General features: G+C 71.3%; 13 protein-coding genes. 3 read left to right on the forward strand and 10 right to left on the reverse strand.

The genetic code is table 11. The annotated features are described in order from the left end of the window. Positions 1-27: 27 nt before the first annotated feature. The 3 genes from ACPXCS_RS11285 to ACPXCS_RS11295 all read right to left on the reverse strand — a co-directional run bounded on the left by ACPXCS_RS11285 (position 28) and on the right by ACPXCS_RS11295 (position 6,730). Entirely contained in the window at positions 28-4,989 is a 4,962-nt protein-coding gene (locus ACPXCS_RS11285; protein WP_425951950.1) for an NAD-glutamate dehydrogenase, read from the reverse strand. A gap of 470 nt (positions 4,990-5,459) precedes the next feature. Further along, positions 5,460-6,125: an HAD family hydrolase gene (locus ACPXCS_RS11290; protein WP_425951951.1), complete on the reverse strand. Its 666-nt coding sequence runs from the start codon at positions 6,123-6,125 to the stop codon at positions 5,460-5,462. 89 nt (positions 6,126-6,214) lie between these two features. Further along, positions 6,215-6,730: a DUF6912 family protein gene (locus tag ACPXCS_RS11295; protein WP_425951952.1), complete on the reverse strand. Its 516-nt coding sequence runs from the start codon at positions 6,728-6,730 to the stop codon at positions 6,215-6,217. Positions 6,731-7,046: 316 nt separating this feature from the next. Between ACPXCS_RS11295 and ACPXCS_RS11300 the strand changes: the two genes are divergently transcribed. Further along, positions 7,047-7,847 (forward strand): Rv3235 family protein, encoded by an 801-nt coding sequence (locus ACPXCS_RS11300; RefSeq protein ID WP_425951953.1) that lies wholly within the window; start codon positions 7,047-7,049, stop codon positions 7,845-7,847. A gap of 140 nt (positions 7,848-7,987) precedes the next feature. On the opposite strand, the gene secA is transcribed toward ACPXCS_RS11300, so the two are convergent. Then, positions 7,988-10,834, reverse strand: coding sequence for a preprotein translocase subunit SecA (gene secA / locus ACPXCS_RS11305; protein WP_425951954.1), 2,847 nt, complete (start codon positions 10,832-10,834; stop codon positions 7,988-7,990). A gap of 280 nt (positions 10,835-11,114) precedes the next feature. On the opposite strand from secA, the gene ACPXCS_RS11310 reads away from it, so the two are divergent. Both ACPXCS_RS11310 and ACPXCS_RS11315 read left to right on the forward strand, forming a co-directional pair. Beyond that, the gene (locus tag ACPXCS_RS11310; protein ID WP_425951955.1) at positions 11,115-11,681 is read left to right on the forward strand and encodes a GNAT family N-acetyltransferase; all 567 of its coding nucleotides are present in this window, start codon (positions 11,115-11,117) and stop codon (positions 11,679-11,681) included. 74 nt (positions 11,682-11,755) lie between these two features. Then, a complete protein-coding gene (locus tag ACPXCS_RS11315; RefSeq protein WP_425951956.1) occupies positions 11,756-12,955 on the forward strand; it encodes a winged helix-turn-helix domain-containing protein in 1,200 nt (399 codons plus the stop codon). 83 nt (positions 12,956-13,038) lie between these two features. On the opposite strand, the gene ACPXCS_RS11320 is transcribed toward ACPXCS_RS11315, so the two are convergent. From ACPXCS_RS11320 to mtrA, 6 genes are all read right to left on the reverse strand, one after another. Continuing rightward, positions 13,039-13,785: a response regulator gene (locus ACPXCS_RS11320; protein WP_425951957.1), complete on the reverse strand. Its 747-nt coding sequence runs from the start codon at positions 13,783-13,785 to the stop codon at positions 13,039-13,041. A gap of 205 nt (positions 13,786-13,990) precedes the next feature. Continuing rightward, entirely contained in the window at positions 13,991-14,686 is a 696-nt protein-coding gene (hpf, locus tag ACPXCS_RS11325) for a ribosome hibernation-promoting factor, HPF/YfiA family (protein WP_425951958.1), read from the reverse strand. 312 nt (positions 14,687-14,998) lie between these two features. Beyond that, positions 14,999-16,024: a ComF family protein gene (locus ACPXCS_RS11330; protein ID WP_425951959.1), complete on the reverse strand. Its 1,026-nt coding sequence runs from the start codon at positions 16,022-16,024 to the stop codon at positions 14,999-15,001. 267 nt (positions 16,025-16,291) lie between these two features. Continuing rightward, positions 16,292-18,124, reverse strand: a complete 1,833-nt coding sequence (locus ACPXCS_RS11335; protein WP_425951960.1) for an LpqB family beta-propeller domain-containing protein — start codon at positions 18,122-18,124, stop codon at positions 16,292-16,294. Then, positions 18,114-20,411: an MtrAB system histidine kinase MtrB gene (gene mtrB / locus ACPXCS_RS11340; protein WP_425951961.1), complete on the reverse strand. Its 2,298-nt coding sequence runs from the start codon at positions 20,409-20,411 to the stop codon at positions 18,114-18,116. The genes ACPXCS_RS11335 and mtrB overlap by 11 nt, the downstream gene beginning before the upstream one ends. 1 nt (position 20,412) lies before the next feature. After that, complete coding sequence (mtrA, locus tag ACPXCS_RS11345) at positions 20,413-21,102, reverse strand: two-component system response regulator MtrA (protein WP_009188938.1); 690 nt, start codon at positions 21,100-21,102, stop codon at positions 20,413-20,415. Positions 21,103-21,162 lie beyond the last annotated feature (60 nt).

The raw sequence follows: 21,162 nt of genomic DNA on the forward strand, positions 1-21,162 counted from the left end.
CCCGGGGCGTCCTCGCTGTCGCAGGCGTTACGAATGCGTCCGCAGCAGGGTCCTCATCGTCCGCATCGCCACCGAGAGGTTCGCGAGGTCGAACGCGTCCGAGCCCTGGATCTCCTCCAGCGTGCTGCGGGCCCGGCCGAGGATCGCGGCGTTCTTCTCCTCCCAGGCCTTGTAGCGCTGCTCGGGCGTCGAGGTGCCGTTGCCCACGGCCAGGACGTCCGCGGTCAGCGCCGCGTGCGCCGCGTACAGGTCCTCGCGGATCGCCGCGCGGGCCATGGACTGCCAGCGGTCGGCACGCGGCAGCTCGATGATGCGGTCCATCAGCTGGGTGATGCGCAGCCGGTCGGCCAGGTCGTAGTAGACCTCGGCGACGTCCAGCGGCTCCCGGCCCATGCGGTCCGCGACCGAGACGATGTCGAGCGTCGGGAAGGCCGAGGAGAAGCCGGCCACCCGCGTGGCCAGCTCGTCCGGAACGCCGGCACCCGTCAGCTCGTCGTAGATCTTCTGGTACCACTCCAGGTCGGCGCCGCGCAGCAGCTTCGGCAGCTGCGACCAGACCTGCTCGACCCGCTCGGCGAAGAAGTCGACGGTCCCGGCGAGCTCCAGCGGCTGCGGCCGGTTGTTGAGCAGCCAGCGCGTGCCGCGCTCCACCAGGCGGCGGGCGTGCAGCCGGATACGGGTCTGGACCTCGGCCTCGACCTTGTTGTCGAGCGCCTCGACCCCGTCCCACACCGGGGACTGGCGGAAGATCGCCCGGGCCGCGGTCTGCGCCCGCACGATCTCCTCCAGCGACGCGCCGGTCTCCTCGCGCAGGCGGTGCAGATACGTCGTACCGCCCGTGTTGACCGTGTCGTTGACCAGGACCGTCGTGGTGATCTCACGGCGCAGCGGGTGGCCGTCGAGCCGGTCGGCGAACTGCTCGCGCAGCTCCGTCGGGAAGTACGCGTGCAGCAGGCCCTTGAGGTACGGGTCGTCCGGCAGCGAGGTGTGGAGCAGCTCCTCGGCGACCGTGATCTTCGTGTACGCCAGCAGCACGGCCGTCTCCGGCCCCGTCAGGCCCTGCCCCTGGGCCAGGCGCTCGCGGATCTGCCGGTCGGTGGGCAGGAACTCCAGCGCCCGGTCGAGGTGGCCCTCCCTGACCAGGTGCTTCATGAAGCGCTGCTGGGCGTGGAGCATGTCCTTGGACTGCGCGAGGGCGTTGCCGATCGCCGTGTTCTGCGCGTAGTTGTTGCGCAGGACCAGGCGGCCGACCTCGTCGGTCATGTCGGCGAGCAGCTTGTTGCGCTGCTTGACGGTCATGTCGCCGTCCGTGACCAGGCCGTTGAGCAGGATCTTGATGTTCACCTCGTGGTCGGAGGTGTCCACGCCGGCGCTGTTGTCGATGGCGTCGGTGTTGATCCGGCCGCCGTGCAGCGCGAACTCGATCCGGCCCAGCTGCGTCAGGCCCAGGTTGCCGCCCTCGCCGACGACCTTGACCCGCAGGTCCTTGCCGTCGACGCGGATGGCGTCGTTGGCCTTGTCGCCGACGTCGGCGTTCGACTCGGCCGAGGACTTCACGTACGTGCCGATGCCGCCGTTCCACAGCAGGTCCACCGGTGCCTGGAGGATGGCCTTCATCAGGTCGGCCGGGGTCAGCTTGGTGACCTTGGCCTCGATGCCGAGGGCCTCGCGGATCTGCGCGTTGACCGGGATCGCCTTGGCCGTGCGCGGGAAGACACCGCCGCCGGCCGACAGCAGCTCCTTGTCGTAGTCCTCCCAGCTGGAGCGGGGCAGCTCGAACAGGCGGCGGCGCTCGGCGTAGGAGGTGGCGGCGTCCGGGTTCGGGTCGATGAAGATGTGCCGGTGGTCGAAGGCGGCGACCAGGCGGATGTGCTCGGAGAGCAGCATGCCGTTGCCGAACACGTCACCGGACATGTCGCCGATGCCGACGACCGTGAAGTCCTCGCTCTGCGTGTCCACGCCCATGTCGCGGAAGTGCCGCTTGACGGACTCCCAGGCGCCGCGGGCGGTGATGCCCATGCCCTTGTGGTCGTAGCCGGCGGAACCGCCGGAGGCGAAGGCGTCACCGAGCCAGAAGTTGTACTTCTCGGCGACCTCGTTGGCGATGTCGGAGAAGGTCGCGGTGCCCTTGTCGGCGGCGACGACGAGGTACGTGTCGTCCTCGTCGTGCCGGACGACGTCGGCCGGGGGCACGACCTCGCCCGCGACCATGTTGTCGGTGATGTCGAGCAGCGCCGAGATGAACGTCTTGTAGCTGGCGATGCCCTCCGCCATCCACGCGTCCCGGTCGACGCTCGGGTCGGGCAGCTGCTTGGCGACGAAGCCGCCCTTGGCGCCGACCGGCACGATGACGGTGTTCTTCACCATCTGCGCCTTGACCAGGCCGAGGATCTCCGTGCGGAAGTCCTCCCGCCGGTCCGACCAGCGCAGACCGCCGCGCGCGACCTTGCCGAAGCGCAGGTGCACGCCCTCGACCCGGGGCGAGTAGACCCAGATCTCGAACGCCGGGCGCGGCGCGGGCAGGTCGGGGATCGCCTGCGGGTCGAACTTCATGGAGACGTACGCGTGCGGACTGCCGCCCGCCGCCTCCTGGAAGAAGTTGGTCCGCAGGGTCGCCTTGATGACGGTGAGGAACGACCTGAGGATCCGGTCCTCGTCCAGGCTGGCGACCTGGTCGAGTGCCGCGTCGACCTCCTCCAGCAGCGCGTCCACGATCTCGTGCCCCGCCCGCTGCCGGTCCGGGGACATCCGCGCCTCGAACAGGGAGACGAGCAGCCGGGTGGTGTGGACGTTGTTGCGGAGGGTGTCCTCCATGTAGTCCTGGCTGAACGTCGACGCCGCCTGGCGCAGGTACTTCGCGTACGCCCGCAGCACCATCGCCTGCCGCCAGGTCAGCCCGGCGCTGAGCACGAGGGCGTTGAAGCCGTCGTTCTCCGCCTGGCCGGTCCAGGTGGCGGCGAAGGCGTCCTGGAACCGCTCGCGGGCGTCGTCGCCGAAGTAGTCCGCGCCGCCGCCCTGCGGGCGCGGGATGCGCAGACCGAAGTCGTAGATCCAGGCCACGCTGCGGTCCGAGCAGCGCAGCTCGTACGGCCGCTCGTCGACGACCTCGACGCCGAGCCGGTTGAGGACCGGCAGCACCGCCGAGAGGGAGATCGCGTCGCCCGTGCGGTAGATCTTGAAGCGGCGCTCCTCGGGGGTGGCACCCACCGGCTCGTAGAGGCTGAGCGCGAAGTCCTTGCCCTCCTCGGCGTTCAGCTGCTCCAGGTGGACGAGGTCGGCGACCGCGGCGCGCGGGTTGTGGTCGGCCTTGTAGCCCTCGGGGAAGGCGTGCGCGTAGCGGCGCATCAGTTCGGCCGCGCGCTCCTCGCCGAGCTCGGCGTTGAGCGCCTCGGCGAAGGCGTCCTCCCAGGAGCGGGCGGCCTCCACCAGCCGGGCCTCGATGCGCTCCTTGTCGGCGTCGGACAGATGCTCCAGCTCGGTGCCCTGCGGCACCCGGACCACGAAGTGCAGCCGGGACAGGATCGACTCGGTGTTCCACGCCGTGAAGTCGACGCTGATGCCGCCGAGCTCCTCTTTCAGGATCTCGATGATCCGCAGGCGGACGGCCGTGGTGTAGCGGTCGCGCGGGAGGTAGACGAGGGCCGAGTAGTAGCGCCCGTACTCGTCCTGGCGCAGGTAGAGCCGCAGGCGGCGGCGCTCCTGGAGGTAGAGGACGGAGGTGACGATGGCGCGCAGCTCGTCGGCGGGGGTCTGGAACAGCTCGTCGCGCGGGTACGTCTCCAGGATCTGGAGCAGGTCGCGGCCGTCGTGGCTGTTGGGCGAGAACCCGGCTCGTTCGAGGACCTCGGCGACCTTGCGCCGGATGACGGGCACGCGGCGCACGGACTCGGTGTAGGCCGCGGAGGAGAACAGTCCGAGGAAGCGCCGCTCGCCGATGACGTTGCCGTCGGCGTCGAACTTCTTGACGCCGATGTAGTCCAGGTAGGACGGCCGGTGCACCGTCGCCCGGCTGTTCGCCTTGGTCAGGACGAGCAGCTTGTGCTCGCGGGCCTTGGCACGGGCGTCGGCGGGCAGCCGTTCGAAGGACGGGCTGACTGGGTGGCTCTCCTGGTCGGAGTGGTGCGGGTCGGCGCGCAGTATGCCGAGGCCGGTGCCGGGCACGGCGGCCAGGGAGTCGTCGTCGCGCAGCTGGTACTCGCGGTAGCCGAGGAACGTGAAGTGGTCGTCGGCCAGCCAGCGCAGCAACTCGCGCGCCTCCTCGACCTGCGGCCCGGGCAGGTCGCCGGGGATGGGCTCGTCCGGCAGCCCCTCCGCCAGCCGGATCGCCGCGTCCCGCATCTTGCCCCAGTCCTCGACGGCCTCACGGGCATCGGAGAGCACCCGCAGCAGGTCGGCGGTGATCTGCTTCAGATCGGCCCGGTCGGTCTCACGGTCGATCTCGACGTGGATCCAGGACTCGACGTGCGCGTCGTGCGGAAGGCCACCGGCGCCGGTGGTGGGCGTGGGCAGCACCTCGATGAGCTTGCCCGTGACATCGCGCCGCACGACGAACTGCGGGTGGATGACGACGTGGATGCCGCGCCCCTGGCGCGTCAGCTCGTTGGTGACGGAGTCGACGAGGAAGGGCATGTCGTCGGTGACGACCTCGACCACGGAGTGGCTGCAGGTCCAGCCGTTCTCCTCGACCGTGGGCGTGTGGACCCGCACGTTGGCCGTGCCCTGGGGGCGGTTCTCCGCCAGCCGGTAGTGCGAGACGGCGGCTCCGAAGACATCGACCGGGTCGCGGTCGGCAAGGTCCTCCGGGGCCGTGTGGAGGTAGTAACGCTGGAGGAACGTGAGCAGGGACTCGCGGTCCGGAGCTTGCGGGGCGTCTGGGGTCTCCTCGCCCGTCGACCCGGTCGGTAGGTGCCCCCCGACCGGGCTGTTCTCAGCTACCCGGGCGGCCCTCTCGAGCAACTCGGCCTTGGCTTCGTCCAGCTTGGTCTGCATTGTCCTCTGGCTCCTGTCGCGCGCCGTTGCGTGACGTAGAAGGAAGTACGGCCTCTGCGCCTACGACGTCACGTCGTGACACGGGGTATCCGGTCTGTACCGACGCTATGCCGCAAGGTGAGATGAGCGGGGGTGTCTGAGCCATTCTTGAGCTGCTCCACCGGTGTGACGCTGCTCTCTGCGACGCCTGGATCCTGGTGGTGCTCGGCGTCCTGGGAGCTCTCGATGCCCCGTCCCGCCCGCGAGGACCAGCGACTGCCGCCCGGACACGGATGTCGTCCGTGCTCTCCGGGCGCAGGGCGAGGACATCGGCGTCCCCGCGAACTATCGCGCTGATCACGCCACCAAGGCTATCGCTCCTCACAGGGCCCCCGTCATGAGCCGTATGTGTACAAAAGCAGCCCTGGAAGTTTGACGTTCTGCACAGTGCGCGCATCCGGCTGTGGGCCATCGCGCCGTGCAGCCCGCGCTCAGGCCGCCAGCCGCTGCGCCTCGTCGACCGCTTCCTCCAGCGAGTCCACGACCGGCACGCCCACCGCCTCCAGACTCGCCCGGCTGTGCGATCCGCCGGTGTACAGCACGGCCCGGGCCCCCACGTGCAGCGCGGCGACCGCGTCATCCGCGGCGTCCCCGATCACCACCGTGCGCTCGGGGGCCACGCCGTTCAGCGATGCCAGGTGCCGCACCATGTGCTCGGCCTTGCTGCCGCCCGAGGGCCCCGTCCGCCCGTCGACGCGTATGAAGTGCGGCTCGATCCCGAAGCCGCGCACCAGCGGCACGAGCTCCTCGTGCACGTACATGCTCAATATCGACTGGCTGCGCCCCGCCAGCCGCCACCCGGCCAGCAGCTCCTCGGCGCCCAGCGTCAGCCCGCACCTGACCCGGTGCTCCGCGTAGTACCGGTGGAAGATGTCGTCCATCCGCTCCCACTCGGCCTCGGTCGGCAGCCGCCCCATCAGCCGCTCGTAGAACTTCGGCACCGGGACGCAGTACAGCTCCCGGTACTTCTCCAGCGTCAGCGGCTCCAGCCCCAGCTCGGCGAAGGCCGCGTTCGTCGCCCCGATGATCGCGTCGATGTCGTGGAACAGCGTCCCGTTCCAGTCCCAGACAATGTGCGCGCCCGTCTTCGTCCCCATGCCCCAGAACGTACCCGCCCCCACTGACAATCAAGAGAGCGGCGCCTCAACGCGCCCCCGGGCGGCAGGTGCGCCGGGCGGGAGGGCGGTCAGTTCCCGCGCCCCACCAGGTTCGGGATCTCCTGCGTGGCGAACCACAGCAGCTCGTGGTCCTCCGCCCCGTCGACGACGAACTGCGCGTCGTCGTCCCCGCCGTCCGCCGCCGGCAGCGCGTCGGCCGCAGCCGCCACGTCGGCCTCCGCGTCGGGCGCGTCGACGTGCACGGACGCCGCCTTGCCCAGCGCCACGGCACCCGCGACCCGCACCTCGCCCAGCGCCGCCGGGTCCAGGCCCCGGTCGGGGTCGGTGCTCGCGACCCGGTCGGGCACGTCCACGGCCACCACGACCCGGCGCCGGGGCGCGTCCGGCTCGGCGGCCAGCAGCCGCAGCGAGGCCAGCGCGGCACGGCTGAGCGCCGCGTACTCCAGCTCCTCGATGTCGTCGGAGAGGTACCACTCGCGCAGTGCGGGCGTCACGGCATAGGCGACGAACGGCCCGGCACCCAGCTCACCCGTCTGGTACGCCTCGGCGAGACCGGGGAGGGTCATGGGCACGTAGACACGCATGGCTGGCCGCTTTCGTGGTCGGTTCGGTGGCTCCGGCAGGGCCTTCCGGCCGCAGAGGACCTTCAGAATACGTGCGCCGCGTCCCCTTTCGAGTCCCGCCCCGGGACGCCGGACGCGTCCACTCCGAGCCGGGAATTCACCCGCCCCACCCGGGATCGGACGGGCTCCACGCGCCGCACATCACCCGGATAAGTGAACCCTTTCGGGTCCTCCGACACGCATCCCGCCGCCTTGCTCCGGCGCCGTTCGTCCCCGTACAAGATCACCACCCGAAGTTACTCACCGGTATCCACCGGCTCACGAAACGGGGACCCCCATGAACAAGGTCATGACCAGGACCAACCGCCGCCCGCTTCCCCTCCAGGACGGCCCCTCCCTCGACACCCCGGCCGGCACCGGCCCCCGGACCCGAGTCCGCGAGGGAACCGCCACCCTCACCACCGGACGCACCGCCGCTCCACCCCTCACCCCCGCCGGCCCGCCCCGCACTCCCGGTGGTGGCCCTGCCCGCACCCCGGCGGCCGGCGGCCGCCCTCCGGCCTCGGCACGCGCCAAGCGCCCGTACACCCGCCCCGCCGACACCCGCCCGCCCACCTCCCCCGGCACCCGCCGGCCGGCCGCCCCAGGCCCCCGCACGACCCCGCGCAGGGCCCGGCAGGGCATGACCCCGCCGTCCCCGAACGCCCTCACTCCGCCGCCCGCGCGCACCCCCGCTACGGCGCCCGCGCAGTCCTCGCCCCGCGTCCCCGCCCAGACCCCCCGCCGGCCGCTCCCCCGGCCCCTTCCCACCGATCTCTTCGCGGACCTCCTCGTCGCCGTCCTCAGCGGCCACCGGCCCGTCCACTCGATGCTCCGCCACACCCGCGGCCGCGCCTACGACGAGCTGGCCTGGCTGGCCGAACGCAGCCCCCTGCGCACCCGCGGCGCCCGTCCCGTCGTCCGGGACATCGGGTACTGCGAGCCCCGCCCGGGCGCGATCGAGGCCTTCGCCCGGATCGGCGCCGGCGACCGGCTGCGCGCCATGGCCTTCCGCCTGGAACTCGGCCAGGACCTCCGCTGGCGCTGCACCGCGGTGGAGCTCGGCGGTCCCCGGCCGCCGCGCGCCGACCAGGACTGACCGATCCGTGCGCGGCCCGGCCGAGCCGGTCCGGGCACGCCGACCAGGACTGCCCGATCCGCGCCCGGACCGGGCACGCCGAAGGGCCGGACACCCCGGGGTGTCCGGCCCTTCACGCCGTCACGGTGCTCCCGCGCCGGTCACTTCTTGCGGCGGCCCCGGCTCTTCGCCTGCTTGCGGCGCTCCGCGCGCGTGAGGCCGTCGGCCTCGGAGCGCACCGGCTCACCGTCCTCCGTGAAGTCGCCCTCGATCGTGCCGCCCTCGCCGTCGACGGTCGGCGCGGAGAAGTGGAGGTTGCGCCGCTGCGGGACGTCGAGCCCCTTGGCGCGGATCTCCGGCCGGGCACCCGCCTGCGCAGGCACCGAGTCCTGCTTCTCCAGGTCGGCCACGGGCTTGGCGTCCTCGACGGGGACCTCCTCGACCTGCTGCTCGACCTGGACCTCCAGGTTGAACAGGTAGCCGACCGACTCCTCCTTGATGCCCTCCATCATGGCGGTGAACATGTCGAAGCCCTCGCGCTGGTACTCGACCAGCGGGTCCTTCTGGGCCATCGCGCGCAGGCCGATGCCCTCCTGGAGGTAGTCCATCTCGTAGAGGTGCTCGCGCCACTTGCGGTCCAGGACCGACAGCACGACCCGGCGCTCCAGCTCGCGCATGATCTCGGAGCCGAGCTGCGCCTCACGCGCCTCGTACTGCTCGTGGATGTCGTCCTTGACGGAGTCGCCGATGAACTCGGCGGTGAGCCCGGCCCGGTCGCCGGCCGCCTCCTCCAGCTCCTCGACCGTGACCTTGCACGGGTAGAGCTGCTTGAACGCGCCCCACAGCCGGTCGAGGTCCCAGTCCTCCGGGAAGCCCTCGGCGGTCTCGGCCTGGACGTAGGCGTCGATGGTGTCGTCCATAAAGTGCTGGATCTGCTCGTGCAGGTCCTCGCCCTCCAGGACGCGGCGCCGCTCGCCGTAGATGACCTCACGCTGGCGGTTGAGGACCTCGTCGTACTTCAGGACGTTCTTACGGGTCTCAAAGTTCTGCTGCTCGACCTGCGACTGCGCGGAGGCGATCGCGCGCGTGACCATCTTGTTCTCGATCGGCACGTCGTCCGGCACGTTCGCCATGGACATCACGCGCTCGACCATCTGGGCCTTGAACAGCCGCATCAGGTCGTCGCCGAGGGAGAGGTAGAAGCGGGACTCGCCCGGGTCGCCCTGACGGCCGGAACGGCCGCGCAGCTGGTTGTCGATGCGCCGCGACTCGTGCCGCTCGGTGCCCAGCACGTAGAGGCCGCCGAGCCTCTCGACCTCTTCCTTCTCCGCCTTGACGGCCTTCTGGGCCCGCTCCAGCGCCTCGGGCAGGGCGTGCGCCCACTCCTCGATGTGCTCCTCGGGGTCGAGCCCGCGCTGGCGCAGCTCGGCCTCGGCGAGGTCCTCGGGGTTGCCGCCGAGCTTGATGTCCGTACCACGGCCGGCCATGTTCGTGGCCACCGTGACCGCGCCCTTGCGGCCGGCCTGGGCGACGATCGTCGCCTCCCGGTCGTGCTGCTTGGCGTTGAGCACCTCGTGCTGGATGCCGCGCTTGCTCAGCTGCTGCGAGAGGTACTCGGACTTCTCGACGGAGGTGGTGCCGACGAGGATCGGCTGCCCCTTGCGGTGCTTCTCCTCGATGTCGTCGACCACGGCCTCGAACTTGGCGACCTCGGTGCGGTAGATCAGGTCGGACTGGTCCTTGCGGACCATCGGCCGGTTGGTCGGGATCGGCACCACGCCGAGCTTGTAGATCTGGTGGAACTCCGCGGCCTCGGTCATGGCCGTACCGGTCATGCCGCACAGACCGGGCTGTTCCTTGCCGCTGTGGTCGTGGCGCTTGTAGAGGCGGAAGAAGTTCTGGAGGGTGATCGTGGCGAGGGTCTGGTTCTCGTCCTTGATCGGCACCCCTTCCTTCGCCTCGATCGCCTGGTGCATGCCCTCGTTGTAACGGCGGCCGGCGAGGATACGTCCGGTGTGCTCGTCGACGATCATGACCTCGTCGTCGATGATGACGTAGTCCTTGTCCTTCTTGAACAGTTCCTTGGCCTTGATGGCGTTGTTCAAGTAGCCCACGAGCGGGGTGTTCACCGACTCGTAGAGGTTGTCGATGCCCAGCCAGTCCTCGACCTTGGCGACACCGGACTCGTGGATGGCGACCGTGCGCTTCTTCTCGTCGACGTCGTAGTCGCCGGTCTCCTCGATGCCCTTGAGCGGCTGGCCGGCCTCGCCGCGCTTGAGGCGCTTGACCAGCTTGGCGAAGTCGCCGTACCACTTGGTCGCCTGGTCGGCGGGACCGGAGATGATCAGCGGCGTACGGGCCTCGTCGATGAGGATGGAGTCGACCTCGTCGACGATGGCGAAGTTGTGGCCGCGCTGGACGAGCTCGTCCTTGGACCACGCCATGTTGTCGCGCAGGTAGTCGAAGCCGAACTCGTTGTTCGTGCCGTAGGTGATGTCGCAGGCGTACTGCTCGCGGCGCTGAGCCGGCGTCATGTTGGCGAGGATGCAGCCGACCTCCAGGCCCAGGAAGCGGTGGACGCGGCCCATCATCTCGGAGTCGCGCTCGGCCAGGTAGTCGTTGACCGTGATGATGTGGACGCCCTCGCCGGACAGCGCGTTCAGGTACGCCGGGAGCGTGCCGACGAGGGTCTTGCCCTCACCGGTCTTCATCTCGGCCACGTATCCCATGTGCAGGGCGGCGCCGCCCATCATCTGCACGTCGTAGTGGCGCTGGCCCAGGACGCGCTTGGCGGCCTCGCGGACGGTGGCGAAGGCCTCGGGCAGCAGGTCGTCCAGGCTCTCACCGTCGGCGTACCGCTGCTTGTACTCATCGGTGAGGGCCCGCAGCTCGGCGTCGGAGAGGTCGACGAAGTCCTCTTCGATGGAGTTGACCTGGTCCGCGATGCGGTGCAGCTTGCGCAGGATCTTGCCTTCGCCTGCACGCATGATCTTCGAGAGGACGGACACGGGGGTTGGTCTCCTTGCCGGTCGGGCCTGGGACGGTCGGTTACCACTTGACTTACTGAGCAACGGCCATCGTATGCGAGGACCCCACCGCGCCGGGAGGGCCTGCCGTGACGGCGACCGTCCGTTGCTTCCATTCTGTTTCGCTTCCGCTTCACAGAGGACAACGTCCGGGGCCGCCGGATGGTGCCGCATCGCGCCACCGAATCGCACACGGAGTGATCACCCGCTCACCGAGGGCAAAGGGATGGCACCGCGGGCGCCCGCCGAGCAGAATCGGCCGATGGACCCCGTCACCCTCACCACGGACCGCCTCCTGCTGCGCACGGTCGGCCCCCGGGACACCGACGCGGTGCACGAGGCCTGTCAGGACCCCGACATCCAGCGCTGGACGACGATCCCCTCGCCCTATCTGCGCGAGCACGCCGAGAGCTTCACGGAACAGACGGCTCCGGCCGGCTGGGCGGACGGCTCCCTGTTCACCTTCGGCGTCTTCCTCCACTGCGGAGACCTCGCGGGCCTGCTCGGCCTCACCATGCGCGCCCTGGGCATGGCGGAGATCGGCTACTGGGCCGCGAAGCGGCACCGCCGCCACGGCTACATCGCGGAAGCGGCCCTCACCGCCTGCCGCTGGGCCTTCGCCCACGGCGCGATCGACCGCGTCGAATGGCGCGCGGAGGTGGGCAACCGGGCCTCCCGCGCGGTGGCCGAACGCGCGGGCTTCACCATCGAGGGCACGCTCCGCTCCGCGACGAACAACAGGGGAGTGCGCCGCGACACCTGGGTGGGGTCGCTCCTCCCCTCGGACCTGGGACTGCCGTCGACGGCGCCGTACCTGCCCGCTCCCTAGTCGCGCCCGGCACCGCGCACCCGACCTCGCTGGTCACACCCCCACTGTCAGTCCCACCCCCTATCGTGCGAACCATGACCAGCCCGCGTCCCGCAGCAGAACTCTCCGCAGACGAGGCCCGCAGGATCGCCCTGCGCGCCCAAGGCTTCCTCGGCGCCCCCGACCGCCGCTCCGGCGTCCGCGGCGTCCTGCGCCACCTGGGCGCGATACAGCTCGACACGATCTCGGTCCTGGCCCGCTCCCACGAACTCGTGCCGTACGCCCGCCTGGGCGCGGTGGGCCGCAGGACGGTGGAGCAGGCCTACTGGGGGGCGACGGCCTCCGGCGCACCCGCGGCACACCCCCACGCCTTCGAGTACTGGTCCCACGCCGCGTGCATCCTCCCGATCGAGGAGTGGCCCCACTTCGCCTTCCGCCGCCGCGCCTACCGCAGCCGCCCGCACTGGAACCACGACCTGCCCGACGGGGTCTACGACCAGGTCATCAAGCAGCTCCGCTCCGAAGGCCCGCTGACGGCGACGGAGTTGGGCGGCGCGAAGAAGACGAACGACTGGTGGGACTGGTCCGGCTCCAAAGTCGCCGTCGAACGCGCCCTGATGTACGGCGAGGTGGTGTGCGTGGAGCGCCGCGGCTGGAAGCGGATCTACGACCTCGCCGAGCGCGCGATCCCGGACACGCTGCTGCACGACGAGCTCGACGACACCGAGTGCCTGCGCCGCCTGGTCCGCCTGGCGGGTCAGTCCCTCGGCGTCGGCACCCGCGCGGACATCGCCGACTACCACCGCCTCAAGGGCGAGCAGGTCGACGCGGTGATCGCCGACTCGGGGCTGGTGCCGGTCGCGGTCGAGGGCTGGGGCAAGCCGGCGTGGGCCGACCCGGCGGCCCTGCGGACGCCCCCGCGCGGCCGCCACCGCACCACGCTGCTGTCCCCGTTCGACTCCCTGATCTGGGAGCGGGCGCGCACGGAGCGGATCTTCGGTTTCACCCACCGCCTGGAGGCCTACGTCCCCAAGCCGAAGCGGGTGTACGGCTACTTCGCGATGCCGGTGCTGGCCGGTGGCCGGCTGGTCGGCCGCGTCGACCCGGCGCGCGCGGGCAGCACGCTGGTGGCGAAGCAGGTCACGCTCGACGGCCCGAAGGCGGTCCCGGCCGTCGCCCAGGCCCTGGCCGAGGCCGCGACCTGGGTGGACTGCACGGACGTGCGCGTGGAGCGCGTCGACGCACCGGACCTGCGCGAGCCGCTCGTGAGAGAACTGGCCCGCCTGACCGCCTGACCGCCTGACAACTTGACGTCCGGCCGCTGTGCCCTGTGCCGCTTCGCCGTCCCGGGCTCAGCGGCATCGGCGGTTTCGCGGCCTCAGCGGATTTCGAGAATCTTCTCCCGCATCGCGTACACCACGGCTTCCATCCTGGAGTGCAGTTGCAGCTTCTCCAGGATGTTGCGCACGTGGTTCTTCACGGTGTTCTCGGAGATGAACAACTCCTTGGCGATGTCACGGTTGTTCATTCCCGTGGCGACGAGCTTGAGAACTTCCAGCTCGCGGTCCGTCAGGCGCGGCGCGGGTACCAGCCGGCGCTCGTCGGTGCGCTGGATCATCGACTTGAACTCGGTGAGCAACTTCGACGCCATGGACGGGCTGATCTGCGACTGACCGTCAGCGACCGCGCGAATGGCGGTGGCCACCTCGTCCGTGGAGATCTCCTTGAGGAGATAGCCGGTCGCGCCCGCCTTGATGGCGTCGTAGAGATCGGCTTCCTCATCGCTGATCGTGAGCATGATGATCTTGGCGCTGGGTGCCACCTCCTTGATGGAGGTGCAGGCCTCGATACCGCCCCGCTTGGGCATGCGCACGTCCATCAGGACGATGTCGGGCAGCAGGTCGGCGGCCTTCTCGACGGCCTCGGCGCCGTCGCCCGCCTCCCCCACGACCTGGATGTCCTCCTCGGCCGCGAGCACGATCTCCAGGCCACGGCGGAAGAGGGCATGGTCGTCCACCACGAGGACTCTGATCGGTTCCTTGCGTGGGGTCTCCGTGTCCGGGCCCATGCCGACGACGCCGTCGTGGGCATCCCCGTCACGCATCGGTCCGAAGCTGTCCGCCATCGTTCCTCCCCCTGAAGGCTGTGGCCTGTGGTCCTGAGCCATCGCCAACCCAGAGCAACGACCCACCGGTTGGGCCGTGGCCACCATGATTTCATGCCCGAACGGCACCGGGGTGACGGTGTGGGGCGCGAAGTGGTCGCACAGGGGTGCCCCTGGGGGCGCACGCGCGCTCCAGGGGCACCCTCTCCGCTGTCACCCGGGGCGGTCAGCCGCCGAGCGCACCGCCCGCGTCCGGGGAGTGCGCCTGTGTGACCATCGTGTCCGTCCTGAGGTGGATCACGCCGTAGTCGTAGGCGTGCCGTCGGTAGACGACACTCGGTTCCTTGGTCTCGGAGTCGACGAACAGGTAGAAGTCGTGCCCGACCAGCTCCATCTCGTAGAGAGCTTGGTCGAGGGTCATGGGCGCTGCGACGTGGGTCTTCTCGCGGACGACGATGGGGCCGTCACCCTGCACTTCCAGCGAGCCGATCTTCTTCGTGGGTACGGCTTCCGGCTCCTCCTCGGGGGCCGGCGCGAGGCCGTTTCCGTTGAGCGTGGCCACGCCCGGGACGTGGTCGGCGACCTCGGCGGCCGGAATCCGGCGCGCGCCACGGCGCGAGAACCTCTTGTCGTGCTGCCTGCGCAGCCGGGCTTCCAGCTTTTCCGCCGCCAGGTCGAGCGCCGCGTACGGATCACTCGCCGCTGCCTCCGCCCGGATCACCGGACCGCGGGAGCGGAGCGTGATCTCCACTCGGTCACAGCGGTCGGCCTGCCTCGGGTTGGGCTCCTTGGACACCTCGACGTCGAGGCTGATCACCTTGCCATCGAGCTTCTGGATCTTCTCCAGCTTCAGCTTCTCGGCCACGTGCTTCCGGAACCGCTCGGGCACCTCGGTCTTGCGGCCCTTGACGACGATGTCCACGCAGAACTCCGTTCCCGGATCGCTCCGCTTCGCTGCGGAGCGTCTCCCTTTTGCACCAGGTTCCGGTGAGCCCCGGAACCTCGGACTCGGTGACTTCCACCTCCTCCCCCGTGGGCGAGATCTCCACTCCACCGTCGCGAGTGATGAAGGAAAAACCCGCGTCACGGCATTCGGATTCGAGAGGTGTGGCCTGCGGCTTTCCCTCTCAACCGAACATATCTCGCCCGGACGGATGTCGTCACCCTCTACCGCGGTGTACCTCCGTTCAGGTGAATAGGCCCTCTCATTACCTGCAACGACGTAAGATCTCAGTCAGTTCCGGTTTATTTGGAAAGAGTCCGGTGCCGCCGCGACCACTGCCGCGCACAGCACGTCAACCACTCCGCAGGCGCCGTGTGCGCCCGCCATTCGCTGCCGGCCGGGCCGCCGGCCCGTCCTCTCTTGCCTTGATCCGACGTTCTGTTCCTCTCTGCTTTCCCAGCTCTCTCCCGCGTACACGGGCGCAGTGCACCCGGCGTCAGGAATCGGCCCCGCGGCCGCCCCGAGAGGCACGGCCGGTCCGTCCGCGGCCGCCCGCAGGGCCCGCGCGGCCTCGGCGAGCGAAGCGCCCGTGGTCATCACGTCGTCGACCAGCACGACCGGTCCCTCCCGCAGCAGCCCGGCACCACCCGGAACGACCGTCAGCGCTCCCGCGAGATTGGCCAGTCGCTGCCGAGAGTTGAGCCCGGACTGGTCGGCCACGGCCCGCCGCTGCCGCAGCACCCCGAGCACCCGGGCCGGGAGCCCGCCGCGCCGCAGGTCCGCGGCCGCCGCGAGCGCGATCCGGCGTGCCGGGTCATGTCCCCGGGCCCGCACGGCCCGCCGCCCGGACGGCACAGGCACGAGCAGCAACGGAGCCCACGGAGCCCTGCCCGGCACCTCGGCGGCCTCACCGCCCGGCCGGGTCGGACCCGGCCGGGCCTCGGCCTCCGCCCGAAGCGCCCCAGCCCGAAGCGCACCGGCCCGAAGCGCACCGGCCCCGGGCGCCCCGGCCCCGGGCGCGTCCTCCGGGAGCCCGGCCCGTACGGCTCGGGCCAGGGCCGCCCCCAGCGGCGCGGCGAGCGCCAGGGCACCCCGCTCCTTGTGGGCCAGCAGCGTCGCCCGCACCTCGTCCGCGTACGGAGCCGCGGCGTGCACCGTCGGCAGCCCGGGCGGCTCGGGCGCCGGTCGCACCCGCCGTACCGCTGCCCCGCCGAGCACCGCACGGCACCGCGCGCAGAGCACCGTACGAGGCGCCCCGCAGCCCCCGCACTCGCCCGGCAGCACCAGGTCGGTGAGGTCCTGCCACCACCCCCGCATGACCATCACTGTGCCGTCCGGGCCGGGGACCTGCCACCCCTGTGGAAAACCGCCTGTGGACAACTCGGGGCGGCCCCGGACGCAGGCCTCGGCCCACCGAGAACCCGGCGCCGCGGCCGGGGCGTACCCGGCCCGGGCCCGCCGTATCACCGGTCACGAGAAACGAACGGCCACCCAGAGCTCCGACCGACCCCTCGGGGCCCGGCCCCGCAGGTTCCTCATCCCTCGGGGCCCGGCCCCCCGCAGGCCCCTCACCCCGCAGGTCCCTCATCCCGGATAGACCGGCGCCGTCCCCTCCGTGACCTTCTGCCACTGCGCGCCCGTCGGCAGCCGGACGATGCCGTCCACCGAGTTCGCCACCAGCGGCAGCCCGTCGTCCTCGGCGGCGGTGACCTCCTTGACGCCCGTCAGGGCCGCAGGCGCCGGTACGTCCGGCGTCGAGCCGTCGACCTGGACGTACCGCATCTGCTCCACGCCCCCGTGCTCGCGCCCGACCACCACGAGCCGGCTGTCCCCGGCCCACGACATGGCCGTGACCTCCTCCAACTCCGGGGTCGCGGAGCGCAGTTCGACCACGCGGACGGACGGCTTCTCGCCCTGCTTCTGCTCTCGCTCGATCAGCCCGATGAGCAGGGTCTTCTTGCCGCCCTTCTCCACGACGAGCGCGATCCGCACCCCGTCGGCGGCGACCCGCACCGACTGGATCCGCCCGTCCAGGTGCGGAGTGCGCACCTCCAGGGGTTCACCCTTGCCGTCCTCGAACAGCAGCAGCCGGGGATCACGCGGGTCGCGGTCGGCCACCCACAGGCCGTCGTCGGCGTCCCAGCTGGGGGTCGTCAGCCGGTCCGCCTCGCTCCGGCCCTGGCTGCGCAGCACCGGCTCGCCGAGCGAACCGCCCGAGACGAGCGAGCCCACGTACAGCGACCTGCCGTCGAGGCCGACGCCCGCCGCGGTGTGCTCGTCGCGCGAGACGGCCACCGAGCGCAGGGCCGTGTCGCCCTCGCCCAGCGCGCCCGGCGCCGGGTCCGGCTCGGTCTCGCTGCTGCCCGCCGGGATCCGTACGAGCCGGTCCTTGCCGTCGACGAAGTACAGGTAGTCCGGGTGCCGTGCGGCGCTCCGGGAGGCTGCAGCCTCGGCCGCGTCCTGGGTGAGCGAGCACAGCTCGGCCCCGCCGGCCCGCAGCTCCACCTCGTCCACGGCGGGGCTGAGGCTGCGCAGCGTGAACAGCAGCTGCGCGGCCATCTCCTCGCAGCGGTTGGTGCCGATGCCCGCGGCCTTGTCGTTGAGCGGGACCGTCAGCAGGTTGCGGTCGTCGGGCGTGAGCGCGCCGGCGCCCTTCGCCAGCGCCGTACCGGTCGGGAAGCTCGAACGCACGACCGGGTCGAGCCACCGCGTGGGCCCGCTCAGCACCGAGCGCACCATCTGCGTCATGGGGTCCACGCGGCGGCGCACGTAGACGGGATCGGCGACCGCGGTGGGCTGCGACGTCGCGCCGGCCGCCACGGTGTTCGACGCGAAGTAGTACTTGCTGACGGACATGTAGTTGCGCTGGAAGTCCGACTGGCCCATGACGACGCCCTGCGGCAGCGCGTCGATCCGCCACTGCCCGCTCTTCTGGTCCTGCGTCAGATGCACGGTCCTGCCGTACGTCCCGGTCGCGGGCGCGTACGACTGCTGCGCGTCCACCGTGGCCACCTTGGTGCCGGTCAGCATGTAGGAGATCTCGCCGGTGTCCTCCCGGCCGGTCGGCCCCTCGGGCTTGGCACCCGGTCCGTCGGCGAGCACCGTGGTGTACAGCTCCGGCCGCCAGGTCTTCGCCGCTTCCCCGGTCAGGTACTGGCGTGCCGTCTTGTAGTGCGGATCATCACTGGTCAGCGCCTCCAGGAAGCCCTGCACGATCTCCGAGGGCGGGGCGTCCTCGCCCGGCGGCACGGCGAACACCCGCACCTGGGTGTCCTGGCGCGGCGTGGACTCCACACCGCGCAGATCCCCGCTGTCCGGCATCGACGCGCACCCCGCCAGCACCAGGACGCCACCGGCGGCGTACGCCATCACGCGCGCGTGCCTGCGCCGGCCGCGCCTTTCGCGGTCAGCGCCCACGAGATGCCTCCCCTTGCCTCTTCGCCTCGCCCGGCCCGGTTTTCCCGCCGGGGGTGCTGTCCCCGCCCTGGGCGCTCTCCCCGCCCGGGGCTGCTGCGCCCTTGTCTGGGCCGGCTTCCCCGGCTCCGCGACCGGCCCGGTCCCCAGCGGCACGGTCCCGACCGGCCCGGTCCCGAGCGGCCCCGCCGCCGGAGCTCAACCCACCGTTCTCGGCGCTCCCGGCCGGAGCGCCCACACGGCCACCGTGGGCGGTCCCCGCGGAACCACCCACGTCGCCGCCTGCGGCGCGTCCAGCCTGACCGCTGCCCTCGTCGGGCCGCCGGGTGCCCGAGGCGGGCCGTGGCACCACGCGCGCGCCGTTGCCCGGCAGCGCCGTCGGATCGGCCGTGGCGCTGGCCGCCCGCGGCGGTATCGGGTCCCGTTTGGCCCCCGCAGCCGATCCGCTCGCCGGCTGCGCCGGCACCGTCGCCCGCTTCTCGCCGCTCCCGCCACCGCAGGGCAGACCGGCGTCGTCGAGGCCCCGGTTGCGCCGCGAGTCCTTGGGCTCCAGCGGTATCGGCGAGCCCCGCAGCGGCTCGTCGGCCGTTCTGGGCAGCGTCAGCCGGAACTGCGATCCCCCGCCCGGCTCGCCCCACGCCTGCAGCCAGCCGCCGTGCAGCCGCGCGTCCTCCAGGGCGATCGACAGCCCCAGCCCCGTACCCCCCGTGGTACGCGCGCGTGCCGGGTCGGCCCGCCAGAAGCGGCTGAACACGCGGGTCGCCTCTCCCGGCTTGAGCCCGACCCCGTAGTCCCGCACCGCCACGGCGACCGCGCCGCCGGCCGCGGCGAGCCGGACGACGACGTCGTTGCCCTCGCCGTGCTCGACGGCGTTGACGACGAGGTTGCGCAGCACCCGCTCCACGCGCCGGGCATCGGCCTCGGCGACGACGGGCTGCTGGTCGCCGAGGACGCGGATCCGCGTGCCCTTGCGCTCCGCGAGCGGCTCCGCCCCGCTGACGACCCGCCGCACGACGTCCCTGAGGTCTATCGGCTCCGCCTCCAGGGCCGCGGCACCCGCGTCGAACCGGCTGATCTCCAGCAGGTCGGCGAGCAGCGACTCGAACCGGTCGAGCTGGTCGGCGAGCAGTTCCGCCGACCGCGCGGTCACCGGGTCGAAGTCCGCACGCGCCTCGTGGATCACGTCAGCGGCCATCCGCACGGTCGTCAGCGGCGTACGCAGCTCGTGCGACACGTCCGACACGAACCGGCGCTGCATCCGCGACAGGTCCTCCAGCTGGCTGATCTTGAGCTGGAGGTTCTGCGCCATCTTGTTGAAGGCCTCGCCGAGACGCGCGATGTCGTCCTCGCCGGTGACCTTCATCCGTTCCTGGAGCCGCCCGGCCGACAGCCGCTCGGCGATCCCCGCCGCCATCCGCACCGGCGTGACGACCTGCCGCACCACCAGCCAGGCGATGGCCCCGAGCAGCACGACGACGAACAGCCCCGCCGTCGCCAGCGTGCCCTTGACCAGGCTCAGCGACTTCTCCTCCTGCGTGAGCGGGAAGAGGTAGTACAGCTGGTACGGGTTGCCGTTGGGGTCGTTGACCTGCTTGCCGATGACCAGGCCCGGCTGGGAGTCCTTGATCTCGTTGTTGTAGGTGATGCGGGTGTAGCTCTGCGCGGCCGTCGTACTGCTGCCGATCCGCTCCCGCAGGTCCGCGGGCACGCTGCGGCTCCAGTCCACCTCACCGGAGGCGCGCTGCCCGCGCCCACCGGCACCGTCCGCGTCCGAGGCCGGGAGCGTCACCACGTCGAAGGCGCCCTGCCCACCGCTGGACAGCGACGACACCAGGTCGCTCAGCCACTGGGTGACGTTCTGCGCGGGACGGCCGTCCGCCGTGGCGACGTCGTCGCCGGTCCCACTGGCCGCCTCGTCGGCCCGCTGCTTGGCCACCGCGAACCCGCCCGTGGCCTGGCTCTGCGACGCCTTCACCTTGGCGTCTAGCAGGCCGTTGCGCACCTGCCCGATGACGACGAAGCCCAGCAGCAGCACCACGCCCAGCGACATCAGCAGCGTCGTGACGACGACCTTGAGCTGGATGTTGCGCCGCCACAGCCGCATGACCGGCAGCAACGGCCGGCGCACCCACCGCATGAACAGACGGATGACGGGACTGCCCTGAACGCCGCCCTGCAGCAGGCCGCTCTCCAGGAACCGTCCCCAGCGGGAACTCCTCTTCCGCCCGACAGGCCGCCCCGGGCGGTCCCCGGACCGGCCGGGCGCCGAAGCGGCACTGTCGCCGGACATGTCAGCTCGGCCCTGCCTTGTACCCGACACCACGGACGGTCACCACGATCTCCGGCTTCTCCGGGTCCTTCTCGACCTTGGAGCGCAGCCGCTGCACATGCACGTTGACCAGCCGCGTGTCCGCCGCGTGCCGGTAGCCCCACACCTGCTCCAGCAGCACCTCGCGCGTGAACACCTGCCACGGCTTGCGCGCCAGCGCGACCAGCAGGTCGAACTCCAGCGGCGTCAGCGCGATCGACTGCCCGTCCCGCTTCACGGAGTGCCCGGCCACGTCGATGACCAGGTCACCGATGGCCAGCTGCTCCGGAGCGGGCTCCTCCGACCTCCGCAGCCGGGCCCGGATCCGGGCCACCAGCTCCTTCGGCTTGAACGGCTTCACGATGTAGTCGTCGGCGCCCGACTCCAGGCCCACCACGACGTCGACCGTGTCGCTCTTGGCCGTGAGCATCACGATCGGCACCCCGGACTCCGCCCTGATCAGGCGGCACACCTCGATGCCGTCCCGGCCGGGCAGCATCAGGTCCAGCAGCACCAGGTCGGGCTTGGCCTCCCGGAACGCGGCCAGCGCCTTGTCCCCGTCGGCCACGAACGACGGCTCGAAACCCTCACCACGCAGCACGATGCCGAGCATCTCGGCCAGTGCGGTGTCGTCGTCGACGACAAGGACTCGTCCCTTCATAAACGACATCATCCCATTCTCATAACGGTGGCGAAGGCAGTGGTGAGGTAGGTCACCGGCCAGTGACCATAG

The organism is Streptomyces sp. DT190 (assembly GCF_049846985.1).
GTDB lineage: Bacteria > Actinomycetota > Actinomycetes > Streptomycetales > Streptomycetaceae > Streptomyces.